Origin of the sequence: Moraxella marmotae, assembly GCF_042219885.1 — a bacterium.
Lineage (GTDB): Bacteria > Pseudomonadota > Gammaproteobacteria > Pseudomonadales > Moraxellaceae > Moraxella > Moraxella marmotae.
The window spans coordinates 594,298-618,097 of record NZ_JBHJHR010000002.1 but is presented as its reverse complement, the minus strand read 5'-3'; the positions used below and the strand labels follow the sequence as shown (position 1 = coordinate 618,097).

Annotated in this window: 20 protein-coding genes; 13 read left to right on the top strand and 7 right to left on the bottom strand. The window is 47.9% G+C overall.

Going from position 1 to position 23,800, the window contains the following annotated elements:
- Positions 1-63: 63 nt before the first annotated feature.
- Positions 64-858 (bottom strand): bifunctional phosphoribosyl-AMP cyclohydrolase/phosphoribosyl-ATP diphosphatase HisIE, encoded by a 795-nt coding sequence (hisIE, locus tag ACFBZI_RS03090; protein ID WP_375714976.1) that lies wholly within the window; start codon positions 856-858, stop codon positions 64-66.
- Between the two features lie 298 nt (positions 859-1,156).
- On the opposite strand from hisIE, the gene rpmI reads away from it, so the two are divergent.
- The 7 genes from rpmI (at position 1,157) to ACFBZI_RS03055 (ending at position 7,772) form a co-directional block, all read left to right on the top strand.
- Positions 1,157-1,348: a 50S ribosomal protein L35 gene (gene rpmI, locus ACFBZI_RS03085; protein ID WP_003661131.1), complete on the top strand. Its 192-nt coding sequence runs from the start codon at positions 1,157-1,159 to the stop codon at positions 1,346-1,348.
- A 30-nt stretch (positions 1,349-1,378) separates the two neighbouring features.
- Positions 1,379-1,735: a 50S ribosomal protein L20 gene (gene rplT / locus ACFBZI_RS03080; protein ID WP_049238130.1), complete on the top strand. Its 357-nt coding sequence runs from the start codon at positions 1,379-1,381 to the stop codon at positions 1,733-1,735.
- A gap of 293 nt (positions 1,736-2,028) precedes the next feature.
- Complete coding sequence (gene pheS, locus ACFBZI_RS03075; RefSeq protein WP_446221232.1) at positions 2,029-3,072, top strand: phenylalanine--tRNA ligase subunit alpha; 1,044 nt, start codon at positions 2,029-2,031, stop codon at positions 3,070-3,072.
- 53 nt (positions 3,073-3,125) lie between these two features.
- On the top strand, positions 3,126-5,522 hold the full coding sequence (gene pheT / locus ACFBZI_RS03070; RefSeq protein WP_375714975.1) for a phenylalanine--tRNA ligase subunit beta: 2,397 nt from the start codon (positions 3,126-3,128) through the stop codon (positions 5,520-5,522).
- 210 nt (positions 5,523-5,732) lie between these two features.
- Positions 5,733-6,029, top strand: a complete 297-nt coding sequence (locus ACFBZI_RS03065) for an integration host factor subunit alpha (protein ID WP_375714974.1) — start codon at positions 5,733-5,735, stop codon at positions 6,027-6,029.
- 229 nt (positions 6,030-6,258) lie between these two features.
- Positions 6,259-6,519 (top strand): type B 50S ribosomal protein L31, encoded by a 261-nt coding sequence (locus ACFBZI_RS03060; protein ID WP_375714973.1) that lies wholly within the window; start codon positions 6,259-6,261, stop codon positions 6,517-6,519.
- 344 nt (positions 6,520-6,863) lie between these two features.
- Positions 6,864-7,772, top strand: coding sequence for a cell division protein ZipA C-terminal FtsZ-binding domain-containing protein (locus tag ACFBZI_RS03055; protein ID WP_375714972.1), 909 nt, complete (start codon positions 6,864-6,866; stop codon positions 7,770-7,772).
- 126 nt (positions 7,773-7,898) lie between these two features.
- Here the strand turns inward: ACFBZI_RS03055 and mutM are convergent, their stop codons facing one another.
- Together mutM and ACFBZI_RS03045 are read right to left on the bottom strand one after the other, a co-directional pair.
- Positions 7,899-8,816 carry a bifunctional DNA-formamidopyrimidine glycosylase/DNA-(apurinic or apyrimidinic site) lyase gene (gene mutM, locus ACFBZI_RS03050; RefSeq protein WP_375714971.1) on the bottom strand — a complete coding sequence of 306 codons (918 nt, stop codon included), beginning with the start codon at positions 8,814-8,816 and terminating at the stop codon, positions 7,899-7,901.
- Between the two features lie 7 nt (positions 8,817-8,823).
- A complete protein-coding gene (locus ACFBZI_RS03045) occupies positions 8,824-11,190 on the bottom strand; it encodes a RelA/SpoT family protein (RefSeq protein WP_375714970.1) in 2,367 nt (788 codons plus the stop codon).
- Positions 11,191-11,419: 229 nt separating this feature from the next.
- On the opposite strand from ACFBZI_RS03045, the gene ACFBZI_RS03040 reads away from it, so the two are divergent.
- The 3 genes from ACFBZI_RS03040 (at position 11,420) to ACFBZI_RS03030 (ending at position 13,610) form a co-directional block, all read left to right on the top strand.
- Positions 11,420-11,548: a hypothetical protein gene (locus ACFBZI_RS03040; protein ID WP_375714969.1), complete on the top strand. Its 129-nt coding sequence runs from the start codon at positions 11,420-11,422 to the stop codon at positions 11,546-11,548.
- 75 nt (positions 11,549-11,623) lie between these two features.
- Positions 11,624-11,791, top strand: coding sequence for a hypothetical protein (locus tag ACFBZI_RS03035; protein WP_375714968.1), 168 nt, complete (start codon positions 11,624-11,626; stop codon positions 11,789-11,791).
- Between the two features lie 25 nt (positions 11,792-11,816).
- Positions 11,817-13,610: a DEAD/DEAH box helicase gene (locus tag ACFBZI_RS03030; RefSeq protein ID WP_375716297.1), complete on the top strand. Its 1,794-nt coding sequence runs from the start codon at positions 11,817-11,819 to the stop codon at positions 13,608-13,610.
- Between the two features lie 243 nt (positions 13,611-13,853).
- Here the strand turns inward: ACFBZI_RS03030 and rlmD are convergent, their stop codons facing one another.
- The 3 genes from rlmD to cysM form a co-directional block, all read right to left on the bottom strand.
- Positions 13,854-15,341 (bottom strand): 23S rRNA (uracil(1939)-C(5))-methyltransferase RlmD, encoded by a 1,488-nt coding sequence (gene rlmD, locus ACFBZI_RS03025; RefSeq protein WP_375714967.1) that lies wholly within the window; start codon positions 15,339-15,341, stop codon positions 13,854-13,856.
- Positions 15,342-15,434: 93 nt separating this feature from the next.
- Positions 15,435-16,211: a 3'-5' exonuclease gene (locus ACFBZI_RS03020; RefSeq protein WP_375714966.1), complete on the bottom strand. Its 777-nt coding sequence runs from the start codon at positions 16,209-16,211 to the stop codon at positions 15,435-15,437.
- A gap of 145 nt (positions 16,212-16,356) precedes the next feature.
- Entirely contained in the window at positions 16,357-17,268 is a 912-nt protein-coding gene (cysM, locus tag ACFBZI_RS03015) for a cysteine synthase CysM (RefSeq protein WP_375714965.1), read from the bottom strand.
- Between the two features lie 276 nt (positions 17,269-17,544).
- On the opposite strand from cysM, the gene ACFBZI_RS03010 reads away from it, so the two are divergent.
- Positions 17,545-20,490 (top strand): hybrid sensor histidine kinase/response regulator, encoded by a 2,946-nt coding sequence (locus tag ACFBZI_RS03010; protein ID WP_375714964.1) that lies wholly within the window; start codon positions 17,545-17,547, stop codon positions 20,488-20,490.
- 165 nt (positions 20,491-20,655) lie between these two features.
- Here the strand turns inward: ACFBZI_RS03010 and asd are convergent, their stop codons facing one another.
- Positions 20,656-21,549, bottom strand: coding sequence for an archaetidylserine decarboxylase (gene asd / locus ACFBZI_RS03005; protein ID WP_375714963.1), 894 nt, complete (start codon positions 21,547-21,549; stop codon positions 20,656-20,658).
- Between the two features lie 436 nt (positions 21,550-21,985).
- Between asd and ACFBZI_RS03000 the strand changes: the two genes are divergently transcribed.
- Both ACFBZI_RS03000 and bioA read left to right on the top strand, forming a co-directional pair.
- Positions 21,986-22,390: a YbaN family protein gene (locus ACFBZI_RS03000; protein ID WP_375714962.1), complete on the top strand. Its 405-nt coding sequence runs from the start codon at positions 21,986-21,988 to the stop codon at positions 22,388-22,390.
- Between the two features lie 128 nt (positions 22,391-22,518).
- On the top strand, positions 22,519-23,799 hold the full coding sequence (gene bioA / locus ACFBZI_RS02995) for an adenosylmethionine--8-amino-7-oxononanoate transaminase (RefSeq protein WP_375714961.1): 1,281 nt from the start codon (positions 22,519-22,521) through the stop codon (positions 23,797-23,799).
- The last annotated feature ends 1 nt before the right edge of the window (position 23,800 follow it).

The following is a 23,800-nucleotide window of genomic DNA, read 5'->3' as shown; positions in this document are numbered from 1 at the left end:
CAATCTGTATTTAATAGATTATCAATCTTTGATAATCGATAAACCGTGTCAAAACCGTGTGATTTATTGGCTGCGGCTGTTTTTTTCGTCAATGCCCGACACACCAAAACGGCGAGCCAGCTCATTAATCACATCTTTTGATGACAGTCCCAATGCCGACAGTGCCACCATCTGATGAAACCAAGTGTCTGCCACTTCATAAACCAAATCGTGTGCCATCTCATCGACATTTGTTCCTGCGTTTTTGGCACGCTCCAGCTCTTTGGCGGCGATGACGCTTTCGATGGCTTCTTCGCCGACTTTTTCTAGGATTTTGTTCAGTCCTTTGTGGTATAAGCTGGCGACATACGAGCTTTCTTTGTCTGCTTGTTTGCGTTGCTCCAAGATGGCATCAAGTTCGGTTAGCACATCAAGGCTGTCTGCGATCGCCACGCTTGGTGTGTGCGGATTTGGCTGGTCTGATTTGCTGTCTTTGCCATAAATCTCATCAGGGTCTTTGATGACATCGCTGATGATTTGCCAGTTGCCCGCCTTGTCCAATCGCTGAAAAAAGCACGACTGCCGCCCTGTATGGCAAGCGATGCCGCCGATTTGGGTGATGGATAAGATGATGACATCATTGTCGCAATCGGTGTAGATATCGTGGACAATCTGGGTGTGTCCTGAGCTTTCGCCTTTGTGCCACAGCTTGCCCCGTGAGCGTGAAAAATACACCGCCGTGCCAGTCTCAAAGGTCAGCTGCAGGGCTTGTTTATTTTGCCAAGCGACCATCATCACCTGTCCTGTGCTGCGGTCTTGGGCGATGGCAGGAATCAAGCCATTGTCATTAAATTTTAGGGTGTCAAGCCAGCTTGTCATGTGCTTTTAGCTCTTGTTGGATTGATGATGTGTCAAGATAAATTGACAAATCGGCGACCATCAATAATCAAGCCAGCCACCAAAGTGATTATCTTGCCAATACTTAAAAATGCATTCAAACATTGGTATTGTACCGCTTGCGATGCTGTAAGTAAAGAAACAATCTCATCAAAGGTATAATAAGCTTGTTTTTGGCCAAATTATCCACTATAATATGGCTCCCACCTTCCGTCAGCATCAGCGATGCTAGGCAAAAAGGTTTTGTCGTTGGGCAACCAACTTAATCTAAGAGGCTACTATGAAACTAAAAACCAAACGTGGTGCGGCTAAGCGTTTCAAAAAAACCGCAAACGGCTTTAAGCGTAAGCAAGCATTTAAGCGTCACATTTTGACCAAAAAATCTCCAAAGCGTATCCGTCAACTTCGTGGTTGCGTTATGGTTCACGCATCTGACGTGGCATCTATCCGTCGTATGTGCCCATACATCTAATCAACTTTTCGGATATTTTAGGAGAATAAAATGGCTCGTGTAAAACGTGGTGTACAAGCAAATCGCCGTCATAAAAAAGTTCTAGCTCGTGCAAAAGGCTACTATGGTGCACGCTCTCGTGTGTATCGTGTAGCAGTACAAGCTGTTATGAAAGCTGGTCAATACGCATATCGTGACCGCCGTAACAAAAAGCGTTCTTTCCGCCGTCTGTGGATTGCTCGTATCAATGCTGGTGCTCGCCTAAATGGCCTAAGCTACAGCCGTCTGATCAATGGTCTGAAAAAGGCAAACATTGAGATTGACCGCCGTATCCTAGCTGACATTGCGATGCATGACGCTGCTGCTTTCACTGCAATCGCAGAAAAAGCAAAAGCTGCTTTGGCATAATTGCTTGTCAATACATACAAGGCCCTGCTCTTTGAGTGGGGTTTTTGTATATCATGGGCGGATATGCTGATGATAGACAGCCGATGATGAATCAATTGATAACACAACTTGATAATTAATTGTTGATAAACTGATAAATTAATCAGCCAAACTGGTCAAATCTTGACTATTTTTGCCAAAGCATTTGAAAAGATTTGCAAAAATTTTTCAATTCTTTAAAATAAATTACAAAGGATAAAAGCACCAAAGTTGTGCTTTTGCGTATTTTTGCCAATAAATGTAAAGATGATACTATGATACAGCCAGATTTTACTTCTCTACCTGTACTGGATAAGCCGCTTGAGCAAATCAGCCAAGATGAACTGACGGCTTTTGGTGATGCGGCAAGTGCCTTGATTGATCAGATGAGCGATGAGCGTGATTTGCAGCAGCTGCGTGTGAATCTCACCGGCAAAAAATCCGCCCTGACCGCACTGTCCAAGCAAATGGGTACGCTTGATGCCGAGCTAAAAAAACAATACGGTGCGTATTTGCACACGCTGCGTACTCGCTTGGGCGAAGCGTTGGATAATAAGAGTGAGCAGCTTGCCAAGGCGGCACTTGACGCCAAACTTGCCAGCGAACAAATTGACATCAGCCTACCTGCTCGTGGCATCGCCAAGGGTGGATTGCACCCGATTACCCAGACCACCGAACGCATGAAGCAGTTTTTTGTGCAGGCGGGTTTTAGCGTGGCGACAGGACCTGAAGTTGAGAGCGATTATTATAATTTTGAAGCACTCAATATCCCAAGCCACCACCCAGCTCGAGCGATGCACGACACTTTTTATTTTGATGCTCATTATCTGCTGCGGACGCACACATCAGGCGTGCAGATTCGCACCATGCAAGATAGCCAGCCACCGATTCGCATCATCTGCCCGGGCCGTGTGTACCGCTGCGACAGCGACCAGACGCACTCGCCAATGTTTCACCAGATGGAAGGCTTGATGATTAGCAAATCAAGCAATTTTGCCGAATTAAAAGGCTTGATTCATGAGTTTTTGAATGCGTTTTTTGGCAAACAAATGACCGTGCGTTTTCGCCCATCGTTTTTCCCATTTACCGAACCTTCGGCGGAAGTGGATATCTTATCCGACAGCGGCAAATGGCTAGAAGTGCTGGGCTGCGGTATGGTACACCCACAAGTACTAAAAAACTGCGGCATTGACCCTGACGAGTACACTGGCTTTGCTTTTGGTTTGGGGATTGAACGCTTTGCCATGCTGTATTATGGCATCGATGATTTACGCCTATTTTTCCAAAATGATTTACGCTTTTTAAGACAATTTGGTTAATTTATCTTTGTCAAACAATTAAACATATTTCATCAATTTGAATCGAGATTACAATGAAAATTAGTGAACAATGGCTAAGACAATGGGCAAACCCAAGCGTGGATAGCGACACCTTGGGCGAGCAGCTGACGATGGCAGGGCTTGAGCTGGACGGCGTGGAGACGGTAGCACCGCCATTTGGTGGCGTGGTGGTGGGGCAAGTGCTTGCCTGCGAGCAGCACCCTGATGCCGACCGCCTGCGTGTGACCAAAGTGGACATCGGCACAGGCGAGCAATTACAAATCGTCTGCGGTGCACCCAATGTGCGTGTCGGCCTAAAAGTGGTGGTGGCGACCATCGGTGCGGTGCTGCCCAGCGATGACGATAAAGGCTTTAAGATTAAAAAGGGTAAACTGCGTGGTGTCGAATCCCAAGGTATGCTCTGCGGTGCGTCCGAGCTTGGCTTAGAAGATAAAATCGATGGTCTGATGGAGCTGGCTGCTGATGCACCGATTGGTGTTGATGTGCGTGAGTATCTGAATCTGGACGCCAAAATTTTTGAAATTGCCATCACGCCAAACCGTGGCGATTGCCTAAGTGTCAAAGGCTTGGCTCGTGAGATTGCGGCAATTAACCAAATACCGCTAAATGCCGTGGCGATTGACCGCCCCAACCCAAGCACCAATTACGCCCCAAATATCCAAGTGGCAGCAGTAGCCGCTTGCCCACGCTATTTGGCACAGCGAATCGATGGCATTGATCGCACTTGTCCGACGCCAGCTTGGATCGCTGATGCATTGACAGCGTCAGGGGTGCGTGTGCATAATTTTTTGGTCGATGTGACCAATTATGTTTTGCTAGAATTGGGTCAGCCGCTGCATGCCTTTGATGCCGATAAAATTGTCGGTGATATTTGTGTACGCTTGGCAAATGCTGGCGAGAGCGTCGAATTATTAAACGAGCAAACCATTACCTTAACTGGCGATGAGCTGGTGATTGCCGATGATGTCGGTGTGCTGGCATTGGCAGGGATTATGGGTGGCTTGCGTTCAGCGGTAACGGACAATACCACCAGCATCGTGCTAGAAAGCGCTCATTTTAATCGGTTGAGCATCGCTGGGCGAGCGCGCCGTTTTGGTCTGCATACCGATGCGTCGCAGCGTTTTGAGCGTGGGGTGGATTTTGAGTTGCCACAGGCAGCCCTAGACCGTGCCACCAGCTTGATTACCACCGTGGCAGGCGGTCAAGCCAGCACCATCGCTTGTGTCGAAAGTTTGGACAATTTGCCCAAGCGTTGTGCCATCAGCGTTCCTGTGACAAAGGTCAATAAACTTTTGGGTACAGACATTAAAGCTGACGAGATGGTCGCCATCTTAAATCGCCTTGAGATTGTCAGCACTTGCCAAGATGGTGTTTTGACTTGTCAGCCGCCAAGCCATCGCTTTGATATTGCCATCGCTGAAGACATCATCGAAGAAGTCGCACGCATTTATGGCTATGCCAACATTTCGCCAGCCTTGCCAGAGTTTGCGGTGGATATGCGTTATGACGATACTGCCGATTTGATTCATCAGTTCAAGCTGCACCTAGCGGACGCAGGCTATCATGAAGCGGTGAGTTTTAGCTTTAGCGATGCCAAGGTTGAAGCGTTGTTTGATGATGCTAGCCTAGGCGAGACTTTGCCGCTTGCCAACCCAATTTCTAGCGATTTGGCGGTCATGCGGCGTACGCTGATGTCAAGCCTATTGCCAGTGGTGAGCTACAATCTAAACCGCCAACAAACCAGAGTGCGTTTGTTTGAAACAGGTTTGAGCTTTGTGGGGGCAGATGTTGCCAATTTGGTACAGACGCCAAGCCTTGCCATCGTGGCGACAGGCGACATCACGCACGAACAAAGCCACGCCACTCGTGCGATGGATTTTTATGATCTGAAGCGTGATATTGAGAGCTTATTACCAAGTACGCTGGACAAGGCGTCGGTGCAGTATGAGCGTGCCGCACTTGCGTTTTTGCACCCCGGGCAAAGTGCGTATCTGCTCGTTGATGGCGAGCGTCTGGGCTGGTTTGGTCAGTTGCACCCAAGCGTTGCCAAGGCTTTGGATTTGCCGACAGTGTGGGTGGCTCAGTTGAATTTGGACGCTTTGGTTGCCCTTGGTCGCCATCAAGTGCGTATCACCACGCCAAGCAAATTCCCATCGGTTCGCCGTGATTTGGCGGTGCTGGTCGATATCGATGTTACTTGGCAGACGCTGGCTGGCGAGATTTATACGCAGGCGGGCAAATATCTGCAAGATTTGTGGCTGTTTGATGTTTATGCTGGTGAGCATCTGCCGGCGGGCAAAAAATCTTTGGCATTTGCCATGGTGTTCCAAGACCATCACGCCACGCTTGAAGATGAGCAAATCAAAGCCGCTGTTGATAAGGTGATTGCCAAATTGGCACAAAATCACGGTGCAACTTTGCGTGATTGATGCTTTGCGTGTCTGACGCTTTGCCAAATTACCCAATCATCGCTTGCGGTGTTTGATGGCTTGACAATGGGCTGCCTGTGATGCTGGCGGCTCATTGTTAATGTGCAATGGCTAAAAAATTAATTTGCATTAATAAGTCATCAAGTGTAAAATTATCAAATGCAAATAAATTAATTATTTCATCAACTTATTGATAAATAAGGATAAATCATGAGTGCATTAACCAAGGCGGACATGGTGGATCAGCTGACGATTCGCTTGCGATTGACACGCCAGCAGGCCAGAAAGCTGGTCGATGGTTTTTTTGATGAAATTAGCCAAAGCCTGAGCGAAGGCAAAGAAGTCAAGCTGTCTGGCTTTGGCAATTTTGAGCTTAAAGACAAAAAATCTCGCCCCGGCCGTAACCCAAAGACTGGCGAAAGCGTCCCTGTGCAGGCTCGCCGTGTGGTTACTTTTAAGGCAGGGCAAAAGCTGCGTGGCTGGATTGACAGCCGCCAAGGTGATTGAGATTTTTTGTGATTGTTTATTATTGGTAATTTTATTAAAAGATACTTGAAAATCAAAGGACTTTTTGATAAAATTTAGACTTTATGTTCCCACTTAAGTTGGCTAATAACACAGAAAAACATGGTGCGACATGCTGAAGTTGGTTGGTGATGGCGTGGCTATGTTCCACTGTTAAGCTTGATTTGGCAGTGCTTATTGGTGCTTAGGTTTATTGGATAAGAGATGAATTATGCGTAAAGACATTCACCCAGATTACCGTGAAGTATTGTTCCATGACACCAATGCTGATGTGTACTTTTTGACTCGTTCAACCGTTACTACCAAGACAACTCGTGAGTACGAAGGTCAAGAATACCCATACTTCCCATTGGATATTTCTAGTGCATCACACCCATTTTATACTGGCGAACAACGCAAAACCGCCAACGAAGGTCGTGTGGCGAGCTTCAACAAGCGTTTTGGTGCATTCGCAAACCGTGGCAAAAAATAATTTTTATTCTTTGTCAAAAGTCGCTCCATATTGGGGCGATTTTTTTTTATTTTTTAATTTGGCATAAAGTCAATCGGTTGTGGCAATTGTGATGATTGCGGCAAGTGTGGTCAATTTGGAAAATTGTGGACGATTTGGGCAATTGACAACCAAAAAATTGTAACAATTTTCTTGATTTACTGTGTAAATGATGACGAAAAAACAGAAATCTGCTAGACTAATGTTGCTTGCCAGTGTTTGACAGCTGGGCGTGTTTTTATAGTTTTTTTTGACAATTTTTTGATTGGATTTTGATAAGTTGGCATCGGTATTGCCAGATGCTTTTGGGACATTTTGGGGTAATTATGCAGTGGAATGGTCTGTGGTTGATTTTGGCGTTGTTGGTTGTTTTGGTGGGTGTGCTGATGGTGGCACGCAGCCTTCGCCGTGCCAATACGGTGCTGGACGCCGATGAGCTTGGGGTGAAGACCAAATACGGCTTGCCCATCATTCCACGAGAAGACAGACAGCTGCCAGAGCGTGATGTCCATGAAGAGCCGCAAGATGACGAGTTTGTCCTGCCTACCCAAGCAGCCAGCACTGAGCCAGTCCATCAAGAGCCTGCCCAAGCCGATGGCTATCACCACGACAATCATCACACCAGCCACCACACCAGCCATCAAGCCGCTGCTGACAATCGCCAAGCCGATGACGCTTGGGCCAGTGAGCATGACGACACCACCAAATATCAGCTGTCGGCGGCAGATATGAAATTTGAGCAAAACTCACCAATCCTAGACCGCCATCTGGACGAGCGTCAGCAGTTTAACCATGACAATGACGCCTTGGCACACGCCAAAGAAATCATCACCATCGTTATCATGCCGCAAGGTTCGTTTGCAGGATTGGCTGGCAAAAAGGTGCTGGAGATTGTCCGCACTTATGGCATGAAATATGGGGCGATGAATCTGTTTTATCGCCACGAAAACGAGGACGGCACGGGCGATTTGTGGTTTTGTATGGCAGGTATGGAGCATAGGGGCGTGCGAGGATTTGATCTAAACACGCTGCCTGAAGAGCAGTTTTTGGGATTGGTACTGTTTTTGACGCTGCCGCAGCAGCACGCCTTGCGTGGCTTTGATAGCATGGTGTCGGTGGCAAATATGCTTGCCCAAGATTTATCCGCCGATTTGCTTGATGAGAATAACAATTTGCTTGATGATGCTTATTTTGCCAAGTTGCGTTCGGTGATTGCTGACAATTACGGCAATTAGTTTTAATTAAAAATCTGATTATCTCAATATACTTATCGAAAATTTAACCATTTGGGCTTGATGTCCAAAATTGATAATAAAAAAAAGATGGCAACCAAGCCATCTTTTTTTATTTTTATGCCAAACCTAGGGCGTGAGCGGCTGACAATGCGGACAATACACACTGGCACGCCCAGCGATTTTGACATTTTCAAGTATCGTGCCGCACATGGTGCAGCTTTGACCATCACGCCCATAGACCAAGAGCGTCTGCTGAAAATAGCCAGTTTTGCCTTCGCCGACGGTGAAATCCTTTAGGCTTGAGCCGCCTTGCTCGATGGCACGGTGTAGGATTTGTTTGATATTATCAATCAGCAGCGACAACTGATCATCATCAAGCCGACACGCTGGCGTCAAAGGGTGAATCTTTGACAAAAACAAACTCTCGGCGGCATAGATATTGCCGACACCGACCACGATAGCCTGTTCCATGATGAGTGCCTTGATGGGTTTGGCGATGGGTTTTTTGTGCTTTTCGCCTGTGCGGTGAATGATGCGTCTTAGGTAATTTAGGTCAAACTTATTGCCAAGCGGCTCAGGGCCGAGTTTTTCCAAAAAGCGTTCGGCAGTGTCAAGCGTGCCGATATAGTCGTCATTGACCACCCACAGCATCATGCCAAAGCGTCTGGGGTCGTGATAGTGCAGGGTGATACTATCTAAGCTGTCGCCATTATTCAAACTGCCGTTATCGCCATCATCACCAAAGTCAATCAACACATGATCGTGCTTTTTAGGTGGTTCATCGATATGCTGCTGCAAACTGCCCGACATGCCCAGATGAATTAGCAGCGTTTTTTGGCGATTGTCCTTGGCGTGATAAAAATCAAGCAGCAGGTATTTGGCACGCCGATGTATCGCCGTCAGACGAAAGCCGACCAAGCTGGGCAAATCGCTTGGAATCTCGTAGCGTAGCTTTGGGTAGCGGATTTGTACTTGTCGGACAGTCTTACCAATAAGCGGCGTTAGGCTGGCTTTGGTCGTCTCAACTTCAGGTAACTCTGGCATAATGCACCTAGGCTGTGGCTCGGCGAGCGTGCAGTACGCCGGGCTGTTGTTCGATTTTATTGAGCAGGCGTGATAAATGCGAAATGCCTGCCACTTCCACATAAAACTTCATATGGCTAATTGCACCGTCATTGCTCACCGTCTCGGCACGGTGAATATTGACCTTCTCACGGTCGATGACATGCACCAAATCACGCAGCAGCCCATTGGCATTTTGGGCTTCGACATGGATAACCACGGGCTGATAGCGGCCAAAACTTTCCTGCCAGCGTGCGATTACCGAGCGGTCTGGCTCACGCTCTACCAAACGTAGATATTCAGGGCAGCCTTGGTTGTGGATACTGACACCGCTTGATAGGGTGATAAAGCCAGCGATTGGCTCGCCATGCACAGGATTGCAGCATTTGGCAAGGTGCAGCTCGACATTGTCAAAGCCTTCAAGCTCGATTTTGTATTTGTTGGTGCGTACCGGGGTTTTGATGTCAATGGCAGACTCATCGGCAGGCGGTGCGGTCAGCTCCAGTTTTTGGGCGACTAGGTTGCTGATTTGGGTAACGCTGACATCGCCGATGACCAAGGCGACATACAAATCGTCTTCGGATTTGACATTAAGCTCACCAAAATACTCTGCCAAATTGACCTGATTGGGCAAGATGGACAAGCGGTCAAATTCACGCAAGAGCAGACCTTTGCCAGTTTCGATATTTTTATCACGGTCTTGCTTATTAAACCATTGGCGTAGCTTGGATTTGGCTCGATTGGTGTGGATATAGCCAAGCGATGCCATCAGCCAATCACGGTTGGGTTCTCGGCTGGATTTGGTGATAATCTCAATCTGATCGCCTGTTTTGGGCTGGTGCGTCAGCGGCACATAGCGGCCATTGACACGCGCACCTTGGGCTCGGTTGCCGACTTCGGTATGCACATAATAGGCAAAATCCAGCACCGTTGCCCCTTTGGGCAGCTCGGTAATATCGCCATCACGGCTAAAGACATAGATGCGTTCGGCATTGTCAATGTCAAGCTCGGTGTCGTCTTCGATGTCGGTTTTGTCGTTGGCAAGCAGTTGTCTGAGTGAGCTGATTTTTTGGGTCAGATAGTCGTCTTTTTTGGCTTTTAGACCTTCTTTGTAGCTGACATGTGAGCATTTGCCCAGCTCTGCTTCAAAGTGCATATCAAAGGTGCGAATTTGCACTTCTAAGGTGCGATTTTCGGCGATGACAGCGGTATGTAATGACTTATAGCCATTGGGCTTGGGGTTGGTGATGTAGTCGTCAAATTGCTCAGGAATATGCCGCCACAAGCCATGCACGATGCCTAGCGTGTAGTAGCACTCGGCGTTGCTATTGACCAGCACTCGCAAGGCACGAATGTCGTACAGCTGATCAAAGGACAGATTTTTGGATTTCATCTTACGCCAGATGGAGTAGATGTGCTTGACTCGCCCAGAGACTTCGCCTTCGATGCCAGCGCGCTTCAGCTCTTCGCCCAGTTTGGCCTGTACCAGCTGAATGTACGCTTCTCGTTCGCTGCGTTTTTCGGCAAGCAAGGCGGCGATTTTTTTGTATTCATCAGGGGCAAGATAGCGAAACGCCAAATCTTCCAATTCCCATTTTAGCTGGGCGATGGACAAGCGGTGTGCCAGCGGTGCATAAATTGCCATCACTTCTCGTGCGACTCGCTGTTGGCGGTCAGGTGGCGAAAATGACAGCTCACGCATGGCAAAGGTTCGCTCGGCAAGTTTAATCAGCACGGCACGCACATCGTTGGTGGTGCTGATGAGCATGCTATAAATGTTGGACAATTGATCACGCTGATTGGACTCAAAAAAATCTTCCAATCGCTGATTGTTCTCGATGCTCTCGGATAATTTACCCATTGCCAGAGTGTCTAGTACTAAGTGGGCAATGTCTTCACCAAAGTTGGTTTTGATGGTGTCGATACTCACCAGCTCACGGCGTGCGGTGCGATACAGCATGGCGGCAGCAAGGGCGTTCTCATCTTGGAACAGATAAGCCAAAATATCTGCCATGCCGATGCCAGTGATATACGCCCCTGAGCGAGTTACATGCGGCTTATTGACTTGGATTTGGACAAATTGGCAAGCCTGCCGCAAGATGGGCAAATCCGTCTTACCGATGCGAGCGGCGACGCTGGCAATCCAAGTATCCACATCAATGTCTGAAACATCTAGCTCGCTGGGCGTGGTCGTGCTGTCGGTGTGGTCAAGCGTGCTGCTTAGCTTGTGATTGGTAAGCTGTGCTCGAAAATCAGGGTGTAACTGCTTGGCGACTAGGCTGGCTGCCATTGTTGCACTATCCATGCTGCTGCTGTTGCCGCCCAATAGGGGCAGGCTATCACGAATCTGTACCACGGCAAATCCTTGTATCTTTTCAAAAAATGTTCACAAACGCTAAAAGATTGCAAACTTGACAAAATCTATTGCTATTTTGGTATTATGGCACCTTGTGGGCAAATTTTAAAGCAAAAAAGCGTAAATTTTACTTACCAAAATCTGTCTTATCGCTTGCAGGCGTGTTTGTTTATTTTAAATGAAAACAAAATGCGTTTTTTGTCATGATTTGTGTTATAATGACCGTTCTGTGAATTGTTCACACTCGCTATTTGATGACATCGCCGCCGATAGGAAACAGATTTTTGTCTGTTTGTCCAGTTTTTATCAATTTTATCCGATGACCAAATCTCACTTAAGCACGGTTTATGTGCTTTAAGCGGATTTTTCCCAGTCTATCTGATAGTTTATCTTAATAATACTGTTGCGATGATTTTGGCTTGCCAATCCGAAAATGATGACGGATAAAGTCTGTGCCGATGCCTTGGCATCTGGCGTAAAAGTAAGCAACAGCGACCAACTTGCCACCAGTTCAAAATGCAATTTAGCAGACCAAAGCGACAGCTTGGGTGGTCTGTGCTGCTTTTTTGTAGCAAAAATTGACTCATCAGTGGGGCATTAAAACGATTGAGAAAATTATGACAGATATGATTGATGCAGCAGCCAGCCAAAGCCAGAGCGATGATGGCGAATTTGTTGTGCAATTTGGCGATTTGGGACTGAACAAACCGCTGCTAAAAGCACTGATTAAAAGCGGTTACACCACTCCAACACCCATTCAAGCGGCGGCAATCCCCCATGCACTAAACGGCCGAGATTTGCTATTGTCAGCACAGACAGGCTCAGGCAAGACGGCGGCGTTTGTGCTACCGATTTTGGACAAAATGAGCCGCAAGCCTAAGCTTGAAAAGCACATTCATGCACTGATTTTGACTCCGACACGAGAGCTGGCACTGCAAGTACAAGACAGCGTCCGCCGTTATGGTGATGGCATGCGTAATATGTTTAGCGTGCCTTTGGTGGGCGGTGCGCCTTATGGCGGTCAGCTGCGCGCCCTAAAAAAAGGCGTGCAGGTGGTGATTGCCACACCGGGGCGACTGATTGACCATATGCGAGCAGGTCGTGTGGATTTGTCTGGGCTTGAGATGCTGATTTTGGACGAAGCCGATCGCATGCTGGATATGGGCTTTGCTGATGATATTCAAGAAATTTTACAAAACACGCCAAGCACTCGCCAGACGGTGATGTCGTCAGCGACTTGGGATGGTGCAGTGGGTAAAATTGCCGAAAGTTTCACCACCAATCCTGAAAAAATCGCTATCAAGGTAGAGTCGGCACACATTGACGAGAGTGTGTATTTTTGCGATGATTTTCACCACAAAAATAAAATCTTGCAAGAATTGCTAAACAATCCTGAGATTAAGCAGGCGGTGATTTTTGCGGCAACCAAATTATCCACCGAAAAACTGGCAAATCAGCTGGTCGAAGCAGGCTACAAGGCGCGCTATTTGCATGGCGATTTGCCACAGGGTAAGCGAAACCGCATCGTTGCCGACATGAAAGCTGGCAAATGCGACTTGCTGATTGCCACCGATGTGGCAGCACGAGGCATTGATATTTCTGCCATCAGTCATGTGATTAATTACGATTTGCCCCGCCAAGTTGAGGATTATGTGCATCGCATCGGTCGCTGCGGCCGGGCAGGACGCACAGGCGTGGCGGTGAATTTGTGCAGCATCGAGGACAACCGCCAATTGGATCAAATCAATCGCTACCTTAAGCGACAAATGACGGTGGCAAGCATCGAAGGCATGGAGCCGACTCGCAATTTTGGTTTTGAGCCAAAAGAGCGTCGTGGTCGTGGCAAAGGGCGTGGTCGCAATGACAACCGCCGCAGTTTTGGGCGTGGTGAGCGTCAATTTGGTCGTGAGCGTGGCGATGCTCGCACAGATGGCCGTTTTGATGGTCGTGACAGCCGTGAAAACCATGACAGCCGTGAAAGCCGCTTTACTCGTGAGCGTACTGATAGCCGTGGTAGTCGTTTTGAGCAGTCAGCCGACAGACGCTTTGGCAACAAAGACCGTCAAGGCGAACGCCAAGGCGATGGCACACGCAGCCAGCGTGATTTTTATCAAGCCGACAGTCGTGAAAGTCGTGGCAATTATGACAGTCGTGATGGTCGTGAAAGCCGTGGCAATTATGAAAACCGTGAAAAGCGTTTTGGCAAAGCTGCCAAGCCTGCCAAATTCACCGCCAAGGCTGAGTTTGACCGCCCAAAGCGTGGCAAATTTGCGGACAATAAATTTGCAGATAACAAAACCCAAGGCAATCCCAAGCGTTTTGACAAATCCGCTGGCAAACCACGCCCAAAGGTTATCGAAGAAGTGTTTTTTGCCAAGCGTCAGGACAAAAAAGCCAAGCGTAAATTTGGCGATTTGTAAATTTGACAATCTTGGCAGCTTTTGCCCATTTGGGTAAATTGATGACAATAATAACCCCCAATGCTTAGGCGTTGGGGGGGTGTTTATTTGTATCATAAAACTTTAGATGTTGATTAAAATTATTAATCAAAACAACCAAGCGGTCAATGATAAAAGGTTGCAAAATTTGACAATTGACCGCCAAAATCCGATTTGATTTTTGATATATTTTTAATATGATATGTTAATCTTTAAAATTACCAGTTAGGCACGCTCAAATCTGGCGATACTCTCAACATGCCCTGTGTGACTAAACATATCCATCACCCCAGCGTGCGTCAAGCGATAGCCAGCATCGATGAGTGCTTTGGTATCACGAGCCAGCGTGGCAGGGTTGCACGAGACATAGACGATGCGTTTGGCGTTAAATTTTGGCAGATACGCCATCACTTCCCACGCACCTGAGCGGGGCGGATCAATCAGCAGGGCATCAAAGCGGTTTTCGCCTGTCGCCCACGGCTGATGGCTAAAATCTTGGGTCAAATCTTGAGCGTAAAACTCGGCATGATGAATGCCATTGGCATGGGCGTTCATTTTGGCTCGTTCGGTCATCTCGCTTGAGCCTTCGACACCAACCACAAAGCCAGTTTCGCCCACTTTTCTTGCCAAAGCTAGGCTAAAATTGCCCAAACCGCAGAACAAATCCAGCACACGCTCGCCAGCTTGCAAATCCAGCAATTGACAAGCCAAATCCATCATTTTTTGATTGACGGACAAATTGACCTGCGTAAAATCCAGTGGCGAAAATTCATAAGTCAAATCAAAATTTGGCAAATGATAAAACAGTCCGCCAGTCGGTGGCACGGTCAATGAGCTGGCACGAGCGTTGTCGGTGTCAATGCGATGCACGCTGTCTGAGCCTTTGGGCTGCAAAAACAGCTGCCAATCACGCTCATCAAAAAACTGGCGTAATTTGTCCATATCAGCGTCCGACAGCTCGCTTAGGTGGCGGATAATCACAGCGACCGATTTTTGGCTGTCGGCGATGTGTGGCAAAGTCTCGCCCATCGCCACTTCCAGCTGGGCGATGGCGTCTTTGGCATCTAGGCTGGTGATGAGTGCTTTGAGATTTTCAATTTCAAAGCCGATGCGTTTATCCAAAATATGACATTCGTCCAACGCCGCCAAAAAATTACTGGCACGCTCACGAAAGCCAACCAATGCCGTTTGTTTTTTGGCGACATAACGCACACCCATGCGTGCCTTGGTGCGATAGCCCAAGCGATCACCCACCAAAGGCGGCAACCAATGCTCAGGCTGTACGCCAGCTTGGTGCGTCAATAGCTCAGATAATACCGACTGCTTAAAGGCAATCTGCCCATCAGCGTCCCAATGCTGCAAGCTGCAACCGCCACAGACGCCAAAATGCGGACATGGCGGCGTTTGGCGTTCTGGGTGCGGATTGGCGATGATGGCTTGGGCATCGCCTTCTTCAAAGGTTTTTTTGCTGTTGGTGAGCTTGACCGACACCGTCTCATTGGGCAAAGCAAAGCTGATAAAGACTTTTTTGCCGACTTTATCAGGATTGTGCGTTGGGTGATTGTCTTGATAAACAGCGACACCACGCCCATCGTGTGCCAAGTTGGTGATGGTAAAATCAATCAAAGGGGCGTCTGCCAAGCGTTTTCTGGTGCGAGCATTGGACTTGCCTTTTTTGCTTGGGCTTGCGATTAAAGAATGTTGTGCTGTCATATCAAAGCGTTGCCTGTCGTTAGATGGGTATTTTGAATGAAAATGGCTGGCTATTATAGCATAGCTTTATGGTGAAATCGCACCGCTTTACGGTTATCGCACCCAAGCGTCCAAAAAGCTCTGATGGCGGCGTGTACCATCGGCGTTTTGTAGCGATTCGACAAATTGATAAGTGCCATCAATCAAAGCATCACACAGCGACACATCGGCTCTGCCGACCAAAATCAGCCATCGCAGATAAATCAGCCAAGTGTTTAGCACATCAGATTCGCAATAAGTGCAAAGTTTTGCCCATTCGCCATTTTCGACCATCGGCACCACTTGCGAGCCGTCAATGTCGCCTTTGCCAGCAAAACCGCATAGGCTTGCGACCGTGTCAAGTTTTTGGCGTTGATAGCCGTTGTACAGTGCCATTTTGTCCATCAAATCAATGTGCATCTCGCCATAGCGGTGCAGATAATCTGGCTTTTGGGCGGAGTTAAACAGGGCAGGACAGCTTAATTTGTGGTGCATGGCACGGTACATCATCACAGGAAGGTCAAAGCCTGCACCGTTCCAGCTGACCAGCGTCGGTTTTTTGTCAAAGGCTCGCAAAAAAGTCGCCAAAATCTCTTTTTCGCCCATCGTTTCAAGCGATAATGATTTGAGATGAAATTGATTGCCATCAAACCACAAAAACGACAAACAGGCGATTTTGTGCAGTGGCAGACGCATAAAATCCGTGCCTGCTTCGGCTTGACGCAGGGCAATCAGTGCCGTCAGTGCATCATGCTCGTCCAGCGTGGCGATGTCGGGATATAGGCGTTTGCCAGTCTGAACATCAGGGATAGTCTCAATATCAAAAACCAATATCGGTGCATGATTTAGCATGATGGCTGTTCCTTTTGCTGTATTTGCTAAGTTTAATTGATTAATAATTTTTATTAATACATTTTAAAAAAAATTATAAATTTTAAAATATTTAAAAATATCAATTAAAATTTTTTTACCATTAATCAATCAAAATCATTAAAAATCACTCATCAACAACGCCAAACAGCCCTGTTGATAAATATCTGTCGCCACGGTCGCAGACGATAAAGGCAATCTGGGCGTTGGGGTTGGTTTTGGCGATTTGGTGGGCTGCCCACGCTGCACCGCCTGATGATACGCCACAAAAGATGCCTTCTTCACGAGCCAATTTACGCATATAGCGTTCGGCGTCGGCTTGGTTGATGTCCATGACGACATCGACCAATGATGGCTCAAAAATCCCCGGCAAATACGCTGCTGGCCAGCGGCGAATCCCAGCGATGGCAGAGTTTTCGTCAGGCTGCAGGCCGATGATTTGGATATTAGGGTTTTGTTCTTTAAGATATTGGCTGACACCCATGATGGTGCCAGTGGTTCCCATTGAGCTGACAAAATGGGTAATCTTACCGCCAGTTTGTTGCCACAGTTCAGGGCCAGTGGTCAGATAGTGGGCTTGTTTGTTGTCTGGATTGTTAAACTGATCCAGCACGATGCCTTTGCCGTCTGCTTGCATTTGCAATGCCAAATCTCGAGCCGCTTCCATGCCTTCTTCAACTTCGATTAATGTCGCCCCATAAGCGGTCATGGCGTCTTTGCGTTCTTGGGTGGAGTTGGCAGGCATCAGTAGCACCATCTGATAGCCACGCATGGCAGCGACCATAGCAAGTGCGATGCCAGTGTTGCCACTGGTGGCTTCGATGAGCGTGTCGCCGGGTTTGATTTGTCCACGCTGCTCGGCTTGATAAATCATATTAAACGCAGGGCGATCCTTAACCGAGCCTGCTGGGTTGTTGCCTTCGAGTTTGGCAAATAAAGTGGCGTGCGTGTCTTTGCCAAGGCTTTTTAGGGCAACCAGTGGCGTGCTGCCCACGCAGTCGGACAAAGTGCTGGCGTGATGGATAAAGTCAGTTGTCATAAACGATGGCTCAAGTTGTCATTTTAATGGGTGGATTGATGGGTAAATTGATCGGTTTAATATCAAAACATCAATCATTTAAATCAATAAATTTAAATAAACTAAAAAACCGATGGTACAATCACCAATAACGCTTGATTATAGCATATTAACAAGCAGGTTAAACACTTGCGATCAATTTGTTTGGGCGGATTGGTTGTCATTGGGGCGGTGTTTTTGGTATAGTGCTGGTATATCTGGGCGTTTTGGACGATTGGTTGGATAGAGATAAAGGCGATGCAAATTAATAAGGCATTTGGCATAAAAAGTGCGTATGGGCAGCTGATTTTGTTGGTGTTTTTGCCGATTGTCATTTTGGCGATGGCAGGGGCGTATCTGGTGATGAGCGAGACACGCCGAGCGATATTGTCCGAACAAGACACCATGGCGACGGCGGCACTGGTACGCTACGAAGACATCGTGCGGCCGCTATTGACCGATTTGCAGCATCGCCAAAGACGCCTTGAGCAGACGGTGGCACAGATGAATGATGATGATCTTTTGACCGTCATCACGCCCAATATGGACAGCGAGTCGGCGGACAGCCTAGAGCCAGCATCGCCTTTTGTTAATGAAAATTGGTTCATCAAACTACAACAATCACGCAACCATCATGTGCTTAGAGTGGCGGTGATGGACGGCATCGGACAGGTACTGTTTAGCACAGGCATGCAGACCGATTTGTCTTGGGGGGAGTTTGATTTACAGGCCAAAGAGATTTGGCGTGTGCAGACGCCAGTGGGCATGGCTTATGGCAAGTCGTTCATCTTTGATAATAAACGCTACTGGCTGGTCGTGGACATGGACAGCACGCCGTTTACCATCGCTTCTTATCGTGTGGGGCTGGCATTGGCCATCACAGGGCTGATTACCATTTTGCTGCTATTGCTGATTTTAAATATCTATTCTAAGCGTTGGATTGCACCGATTTATGAGATGCGGCTGTACTTGCAGCGGCTAGACGCTGACAATTTATCTCGTGTGCCAAACCTAAAAACCGATGGCGAATTTGCCCTATTACGTGATGATTTTGCTCGTGCCATCAGACGGCTTGACAACAGTTTTACTGAGCTAAAAACCCATGCCGAAGAAACCGAGCGAGATTTGCAACAAGCCTTTGATGAGATGGAAATGCAAAACATCTCAATCCGCAACGCCAGAGATGCTGCCATCTCAACCAGCCAAGCCAAATCGGCATTTTTGGCAAATATCAGCCATGAGTTACGCACACCGCTCAACAGCATTGACGGTTTTATCAATCTTTTGGCACGCAAAGCCCAGCTGACTGGCGAACAAAATTTATATGTGCAAACCATCAAAAAATCCAGTGCGCACCTATTGGCATTGGTCAATGATGTGCTGGATTTTTCAAAGATGGAAGCAGGCAAGCTGATTTTGGACAGCCATGATTTTGACTTGTACGCCACGGTGTATGATGTGGTGGATATGCTCTCGCCTGCCGCCTTAGAAAAACGCCTGCGTCTGGCGGTGCTGTTTTATGATGATGTGCCAACGCAAGTGGTCGGCGACAGTTTGCGAGTGAAACAAATCTTGACCAATCTGGTGGGCAATGCCATCAAATTCACCGACACAGGCGGCGTGGTGGTGCGTGTCAGCTTGGCAAAAAAACACGGCTTTTTGCGAATCGAAGTGGAAGATACCGGCAAAGGCGTGAGCGAAAGCGACAAAGCACAGCTGTTTGTGAGCTTTAGCCAAGGTGATCTGTCGGTAACTCGCCGCTATGGTGGTACAGGGCTTGGCTTGGTGATTTGTAAGCAGCTGACGCATTTGATGGGCGGCAGTATTGGCTTTTTTGACAATCAAAGCGAAAACATCGCCAACGCTGGGGCGACTTTTTGGTTTGAGATGCCCACAGGGATTGTCGATGGTGATGATGAAACTTGGCTGGATCAGCGACTACAAAGCATACCTGATGTGCTGCATGAGCCGATGCAGCTGTTGGTTTGGATTAACCATGCCCCTGCCTTGCAAGTGATGAGAGCCAGCCTGATGGATACCAAAGTGCAGCTGACGGTGGCTATCGGTTTGGCGGATTTGTTGGAGCGACTGGACAAAAACGACACCGAGTATGACTGGGTGATTGTGGATAATTTTGGACAAGATGCCGCCAAGGACGATGTCGGTGCGATTTTACGGCAGATTCGCCTGCGTTATCGTGGCAAACTGGCCAGTTACGGCTATCAAGTGGGCATGAATGAGCAGCTAATTGCTCGTTATCAGACGCACGCCCTATACGAGCCGATGGACAGACGGCAGCTGTATGCGATGCTATCAAATCAACAAAACTTGGCCGCCCAGCCGACACGCCAAGCCAAATTTGTCGGTCGCCGTATCCTAGCGGTCGATGATCATTTGCCAAATCTGCTGGTGCTTGATGCCTTACTTGGTGAGCTTGGTGTGGAAGTGGTCACGGCAAACAGCGGCTTTGATGCCATCGAAAAAATGACCCAAAGCATCACAGGGGCGATTCCGCCGATTGATATGATTTTTATGGATATGCAAATGCCCAGAATGTCAGGGCTAGAAGCATCGATTCAGATTCGTAAGATTGAGCAGACTTATCTGGCTGAGCCTGTGCCGATTGTGGCATTGACCGCCCATGGCTTGTCTGACGAAAAAGATCGCTTGGTGTCATCAGGGCTAAACGACTATGTGGGCAAGCCAGTTGGTGAGATGCAGCTGGTGCAGACGCTACAAAAATGGCTCAATCGCAGTGATAACACCCAAGCACCGCCAGATGTGCTTGAAGAATGCGAAACTTTGCCGATTGTCGATGAATTGACCGACACACCTAGCACCTTATCCGATGTGGATTGGGCAGATGCTTTGGAACGCTCGGCGAACAAGCCGCAGCTTGCCAAAAAACTGCTGGAGATGATGATTGATAGTGCCGATAACGAAAAACAAGCCCTAGAGCGTGCGTGGGCGGATCGCAACCGTGCCACGCTGTCCGAGCTGGCACATCGCATGGTGGGGGCGGCACGCTATGCAGGCGTGCCACGACTGCGTGCAGCGTCCGAAGCCTTTGAATCAAAATGCCGTGCTGACATTCAGGCGGTGAGTGCCAGCCAGTTTATCGCCATGCGTCCTGATTATCGTGCGTTGATTGATGCATTGGACGCACTGCACGCCGTGGATATTGATGAAGTCGTTCAAGACTGACGCTGATTGTCATTACCAAAGCTGTTATTTGGGTAATGTTGCCAATTTGCCAAATCATCAATGGGCATTTTAATTATTTGCCAGTTTTGATTTGGCTTTGGTAAATTTTGACAAAATTAGCGAAAGTTAGCAAATTTTGGCGAAAATCTTAGCAAAATTATCCGCTCAGCTATCTGCTGGGTTGTCTGACGAATTAACCGCCGCATTAGCCAAATTACCCATACTGCCCAAATCACAGCGTCCGATGGCTTGCCCCATCAGCACTTTTTGACCGTGGCGGACATCGTCCAGCCAAGCGTTGCTAGCGGCTTTTGGCAACAGTACGATGGCGGTTGAACCCAGATAAAATCTGCCCAGCTCGTCGCCTTTGGTGAGTGGCAAATCGTGCGTGCGGTACTGAATATAAGGCGTCCGCTTGATTTGCCCTGTGGCGACGCACTCAATCCCTGCCACAATCATCGCACCAACCAGCACCACGGCCGCTCGCCCAAATGCCGTCTCAAACAGACAAACCAAGCGTTCATTGCGAGCGAACAAATCTGGCACGGACTGAGCGGTGGTGTCATTGACCGAAAACAGCGTCCCTGGCACATAGCGAGTGGCAATCAGCCGCCCATCAAACGGCATATGCACACGGTGGTAGTTGCTTGGTGCCAGATAAATGGTGGCAAAGCTGCCATCGACAAACTCACGCCCATCGTCATAATCCGCCAGCAGCTGACCGACTTCATAATCACGCCCTTTGGCTTGGACAATCGCACCTTGGCGGATAACGCCTGCCTGCGATACCGTACCATCAGCAGGGCAGATGATGCTGTCTTTGGCGGTGTCTATCGCTCGAGCATTGTCTTTTAATTCACGAGTAAAAAAGTCGTTAAAGCTGGCATAATCGTCCAAGCTGCCACGGGCGTATTCGTCCAAGCCAATATCATATGCCTTGGCAAAGCTGCGAATCAATGCCTTTTTTAGATATGGGTTTTTGCTGGCTGCCAAAGCACCTGCCAGCTCGCTCAATGCCTGTTGGGGGACGATGTTTTGGGCTAGGGCAAATAAATTCACGATAAATATCCTTTAATCAATTATCAAATAACAAAATAATCAAATTGTTAAATTGTTAAATTGTTAAATTGGTAAATTGGTAAATTGGTAAATTGGTAAATTGGTAAATTGGTAAATTGGTAAATTTGCCTATTTTAGCACAAAATACCAGACAAATTCACCGCTTGCGTTTGGTTGGGCAAACTGTACATTTTAAATGACACAACGCAACGCAAAGCATCAATTACAAAGCATCAGGCACAAACCGCATTATTGACAATATAACAAACGATAATGAGAATAATTTATATTTTTTAATAGCCTATTTGGGGCAAATGCGATAAAATGGGCGTAATTTTGATGCTTTGATTGATTTTGCCAATCGATTTTTGCCAATTTGCCAAACCAACAAAACCCAACAAAAACGCCCAACAAGCCAGCAAATGGAGCTTTGAATATGCACAAACGCCCTGTTGATGATTTGATTTACCAAAGCACGCCCATGCGTGTGCTGTTTTTTGCTTTGGGTGTGCTGTTTTTGGCGTTGGGTTTGGTTGGCGTGGTGGTGCCGGGCATGCCGACGACGGTTTTTGTGCTACTGGCTGCTTATTGTTGGGCGAGAAGTTCACGCCGATTTTATCTGTGGTTGTTGTCGCATCGATTGTTTGGCAAGATGATTATTGATTGGCAGACACGCCGAGCGATGCCACGATTTGCCAAATATCTGGCTTGGCTGATGATGAGCGTGTCGGCGTTGCTGCTGTTTTGGCGATTGCCGAGCGATTTACAATGGTTGGCGTGGCTGGTGTCGGCAATTTCACTCGGTGCAGGGATATGGATCGCCAGATTGCCTGATGCTTAATTTTTAATTTTAATTTTTGGTGTTTTAATGCTCAATACACCCATACTGGGGCGATTGGTCAATGAAAGGCTATCATTTTTTGTATAAATTCGTTATGATAAGCCAATTTGTCCCAAGTTTTGCAGCTTATGATTGACCAATTTGACACCGAGCATTTGTGGCACCCTTATACTTCGATGACCAATCCTTTGCCAGCGTTTAAGGTGGCATCTGCCGAAGGTTGTCGGATTTATCTTGATGATGGCACGGCGTTGATTGACGGCATGTCGTCGTGGTGGTGTGCCATTCACGGCTACAATCACCCTGTGCTAAACGCCGCCATCACCGAGCAGCTGGGCAAGATGTCGCACATCATGTTTGGTGGCTTGACGCACGAGCCTGCCATTGCCTTGGGCAAGTTACTTTTACAAACCACCCCAGAGCCGCTGCAGCACATTTTTTATGCCGATTCTGGTTCGGTGGCGGTGGAAGTGGCACTCAAGATGGCAGTGCAATATCAGCACGCTCGCCAAAAACCCAACAAAACCAACATCATGACCACACGCTCAGGCTATCATGGCGATACTTGGAATGCCATGAGCGTGTGCGATCCTGTTACTGGCATGCACCAGATTTTTGGTGGCAGTTTGCCCAGTCGTATCTTTGTGCCAGCACCGAGCATTGGCTTTGATGAGCCTTGGTCTGATGACGAAACGGCGGTGCTAAAAGCGGCGTTTGAGCAGCATCATGACAGCGTGGCGGCATTTATCATCGAGCCTGTGGTGCAAGGGGCAGGCGGTATGCGTTTTTATCACCCCAATTATCTAAAAATACTCAGACAGTTGTGCGATGCGTACGATGTGTTGCTGATTTTTGATGAGATTGCCACAGGCTTTGGGCGGACAGGGCAATTATTTGCCTGCCATCATGCTGGCGTCGTGCCTGATGTGATGTGTCTGGGCAAGGCATTGACTGGCGGCTATCTGACCATGTCGGCGGTACTGACCACGCAGGCGGTGGCACATACCATCAGTGATGGGCAGGCAGGCGTGTTTATGCACGGCCCAACTTTTATGGCAAATCCTTTGGCGTGTGCCGCTGCTCTTGCCAGTACTCGGCTGCTGTTAGATGGCGATTGGCAAGCCAAAGTTACCCATATCAGCCGCCAATGCCAGTCGGCTTTGGCGACACTTCGACATCTGCCTTATGTGGTGGATTGTCGTGTACTGGGGGCGATTGCGGTGGTTGAGCTGGATTTTGCGGTGGATATGCATAAGATTCAACAGCAGTGCTTACAGCGTGGCATTTGGATTCGTCCGTTTGGCAAATTGGTCTATCTGATGCCGCCATTTGTGATCAGTGATGATGAGCTGGATTATTTGCTGGGCGAATTTGTGGCACTGATTGGCGATTTGTCAGGAGCATCTTAAG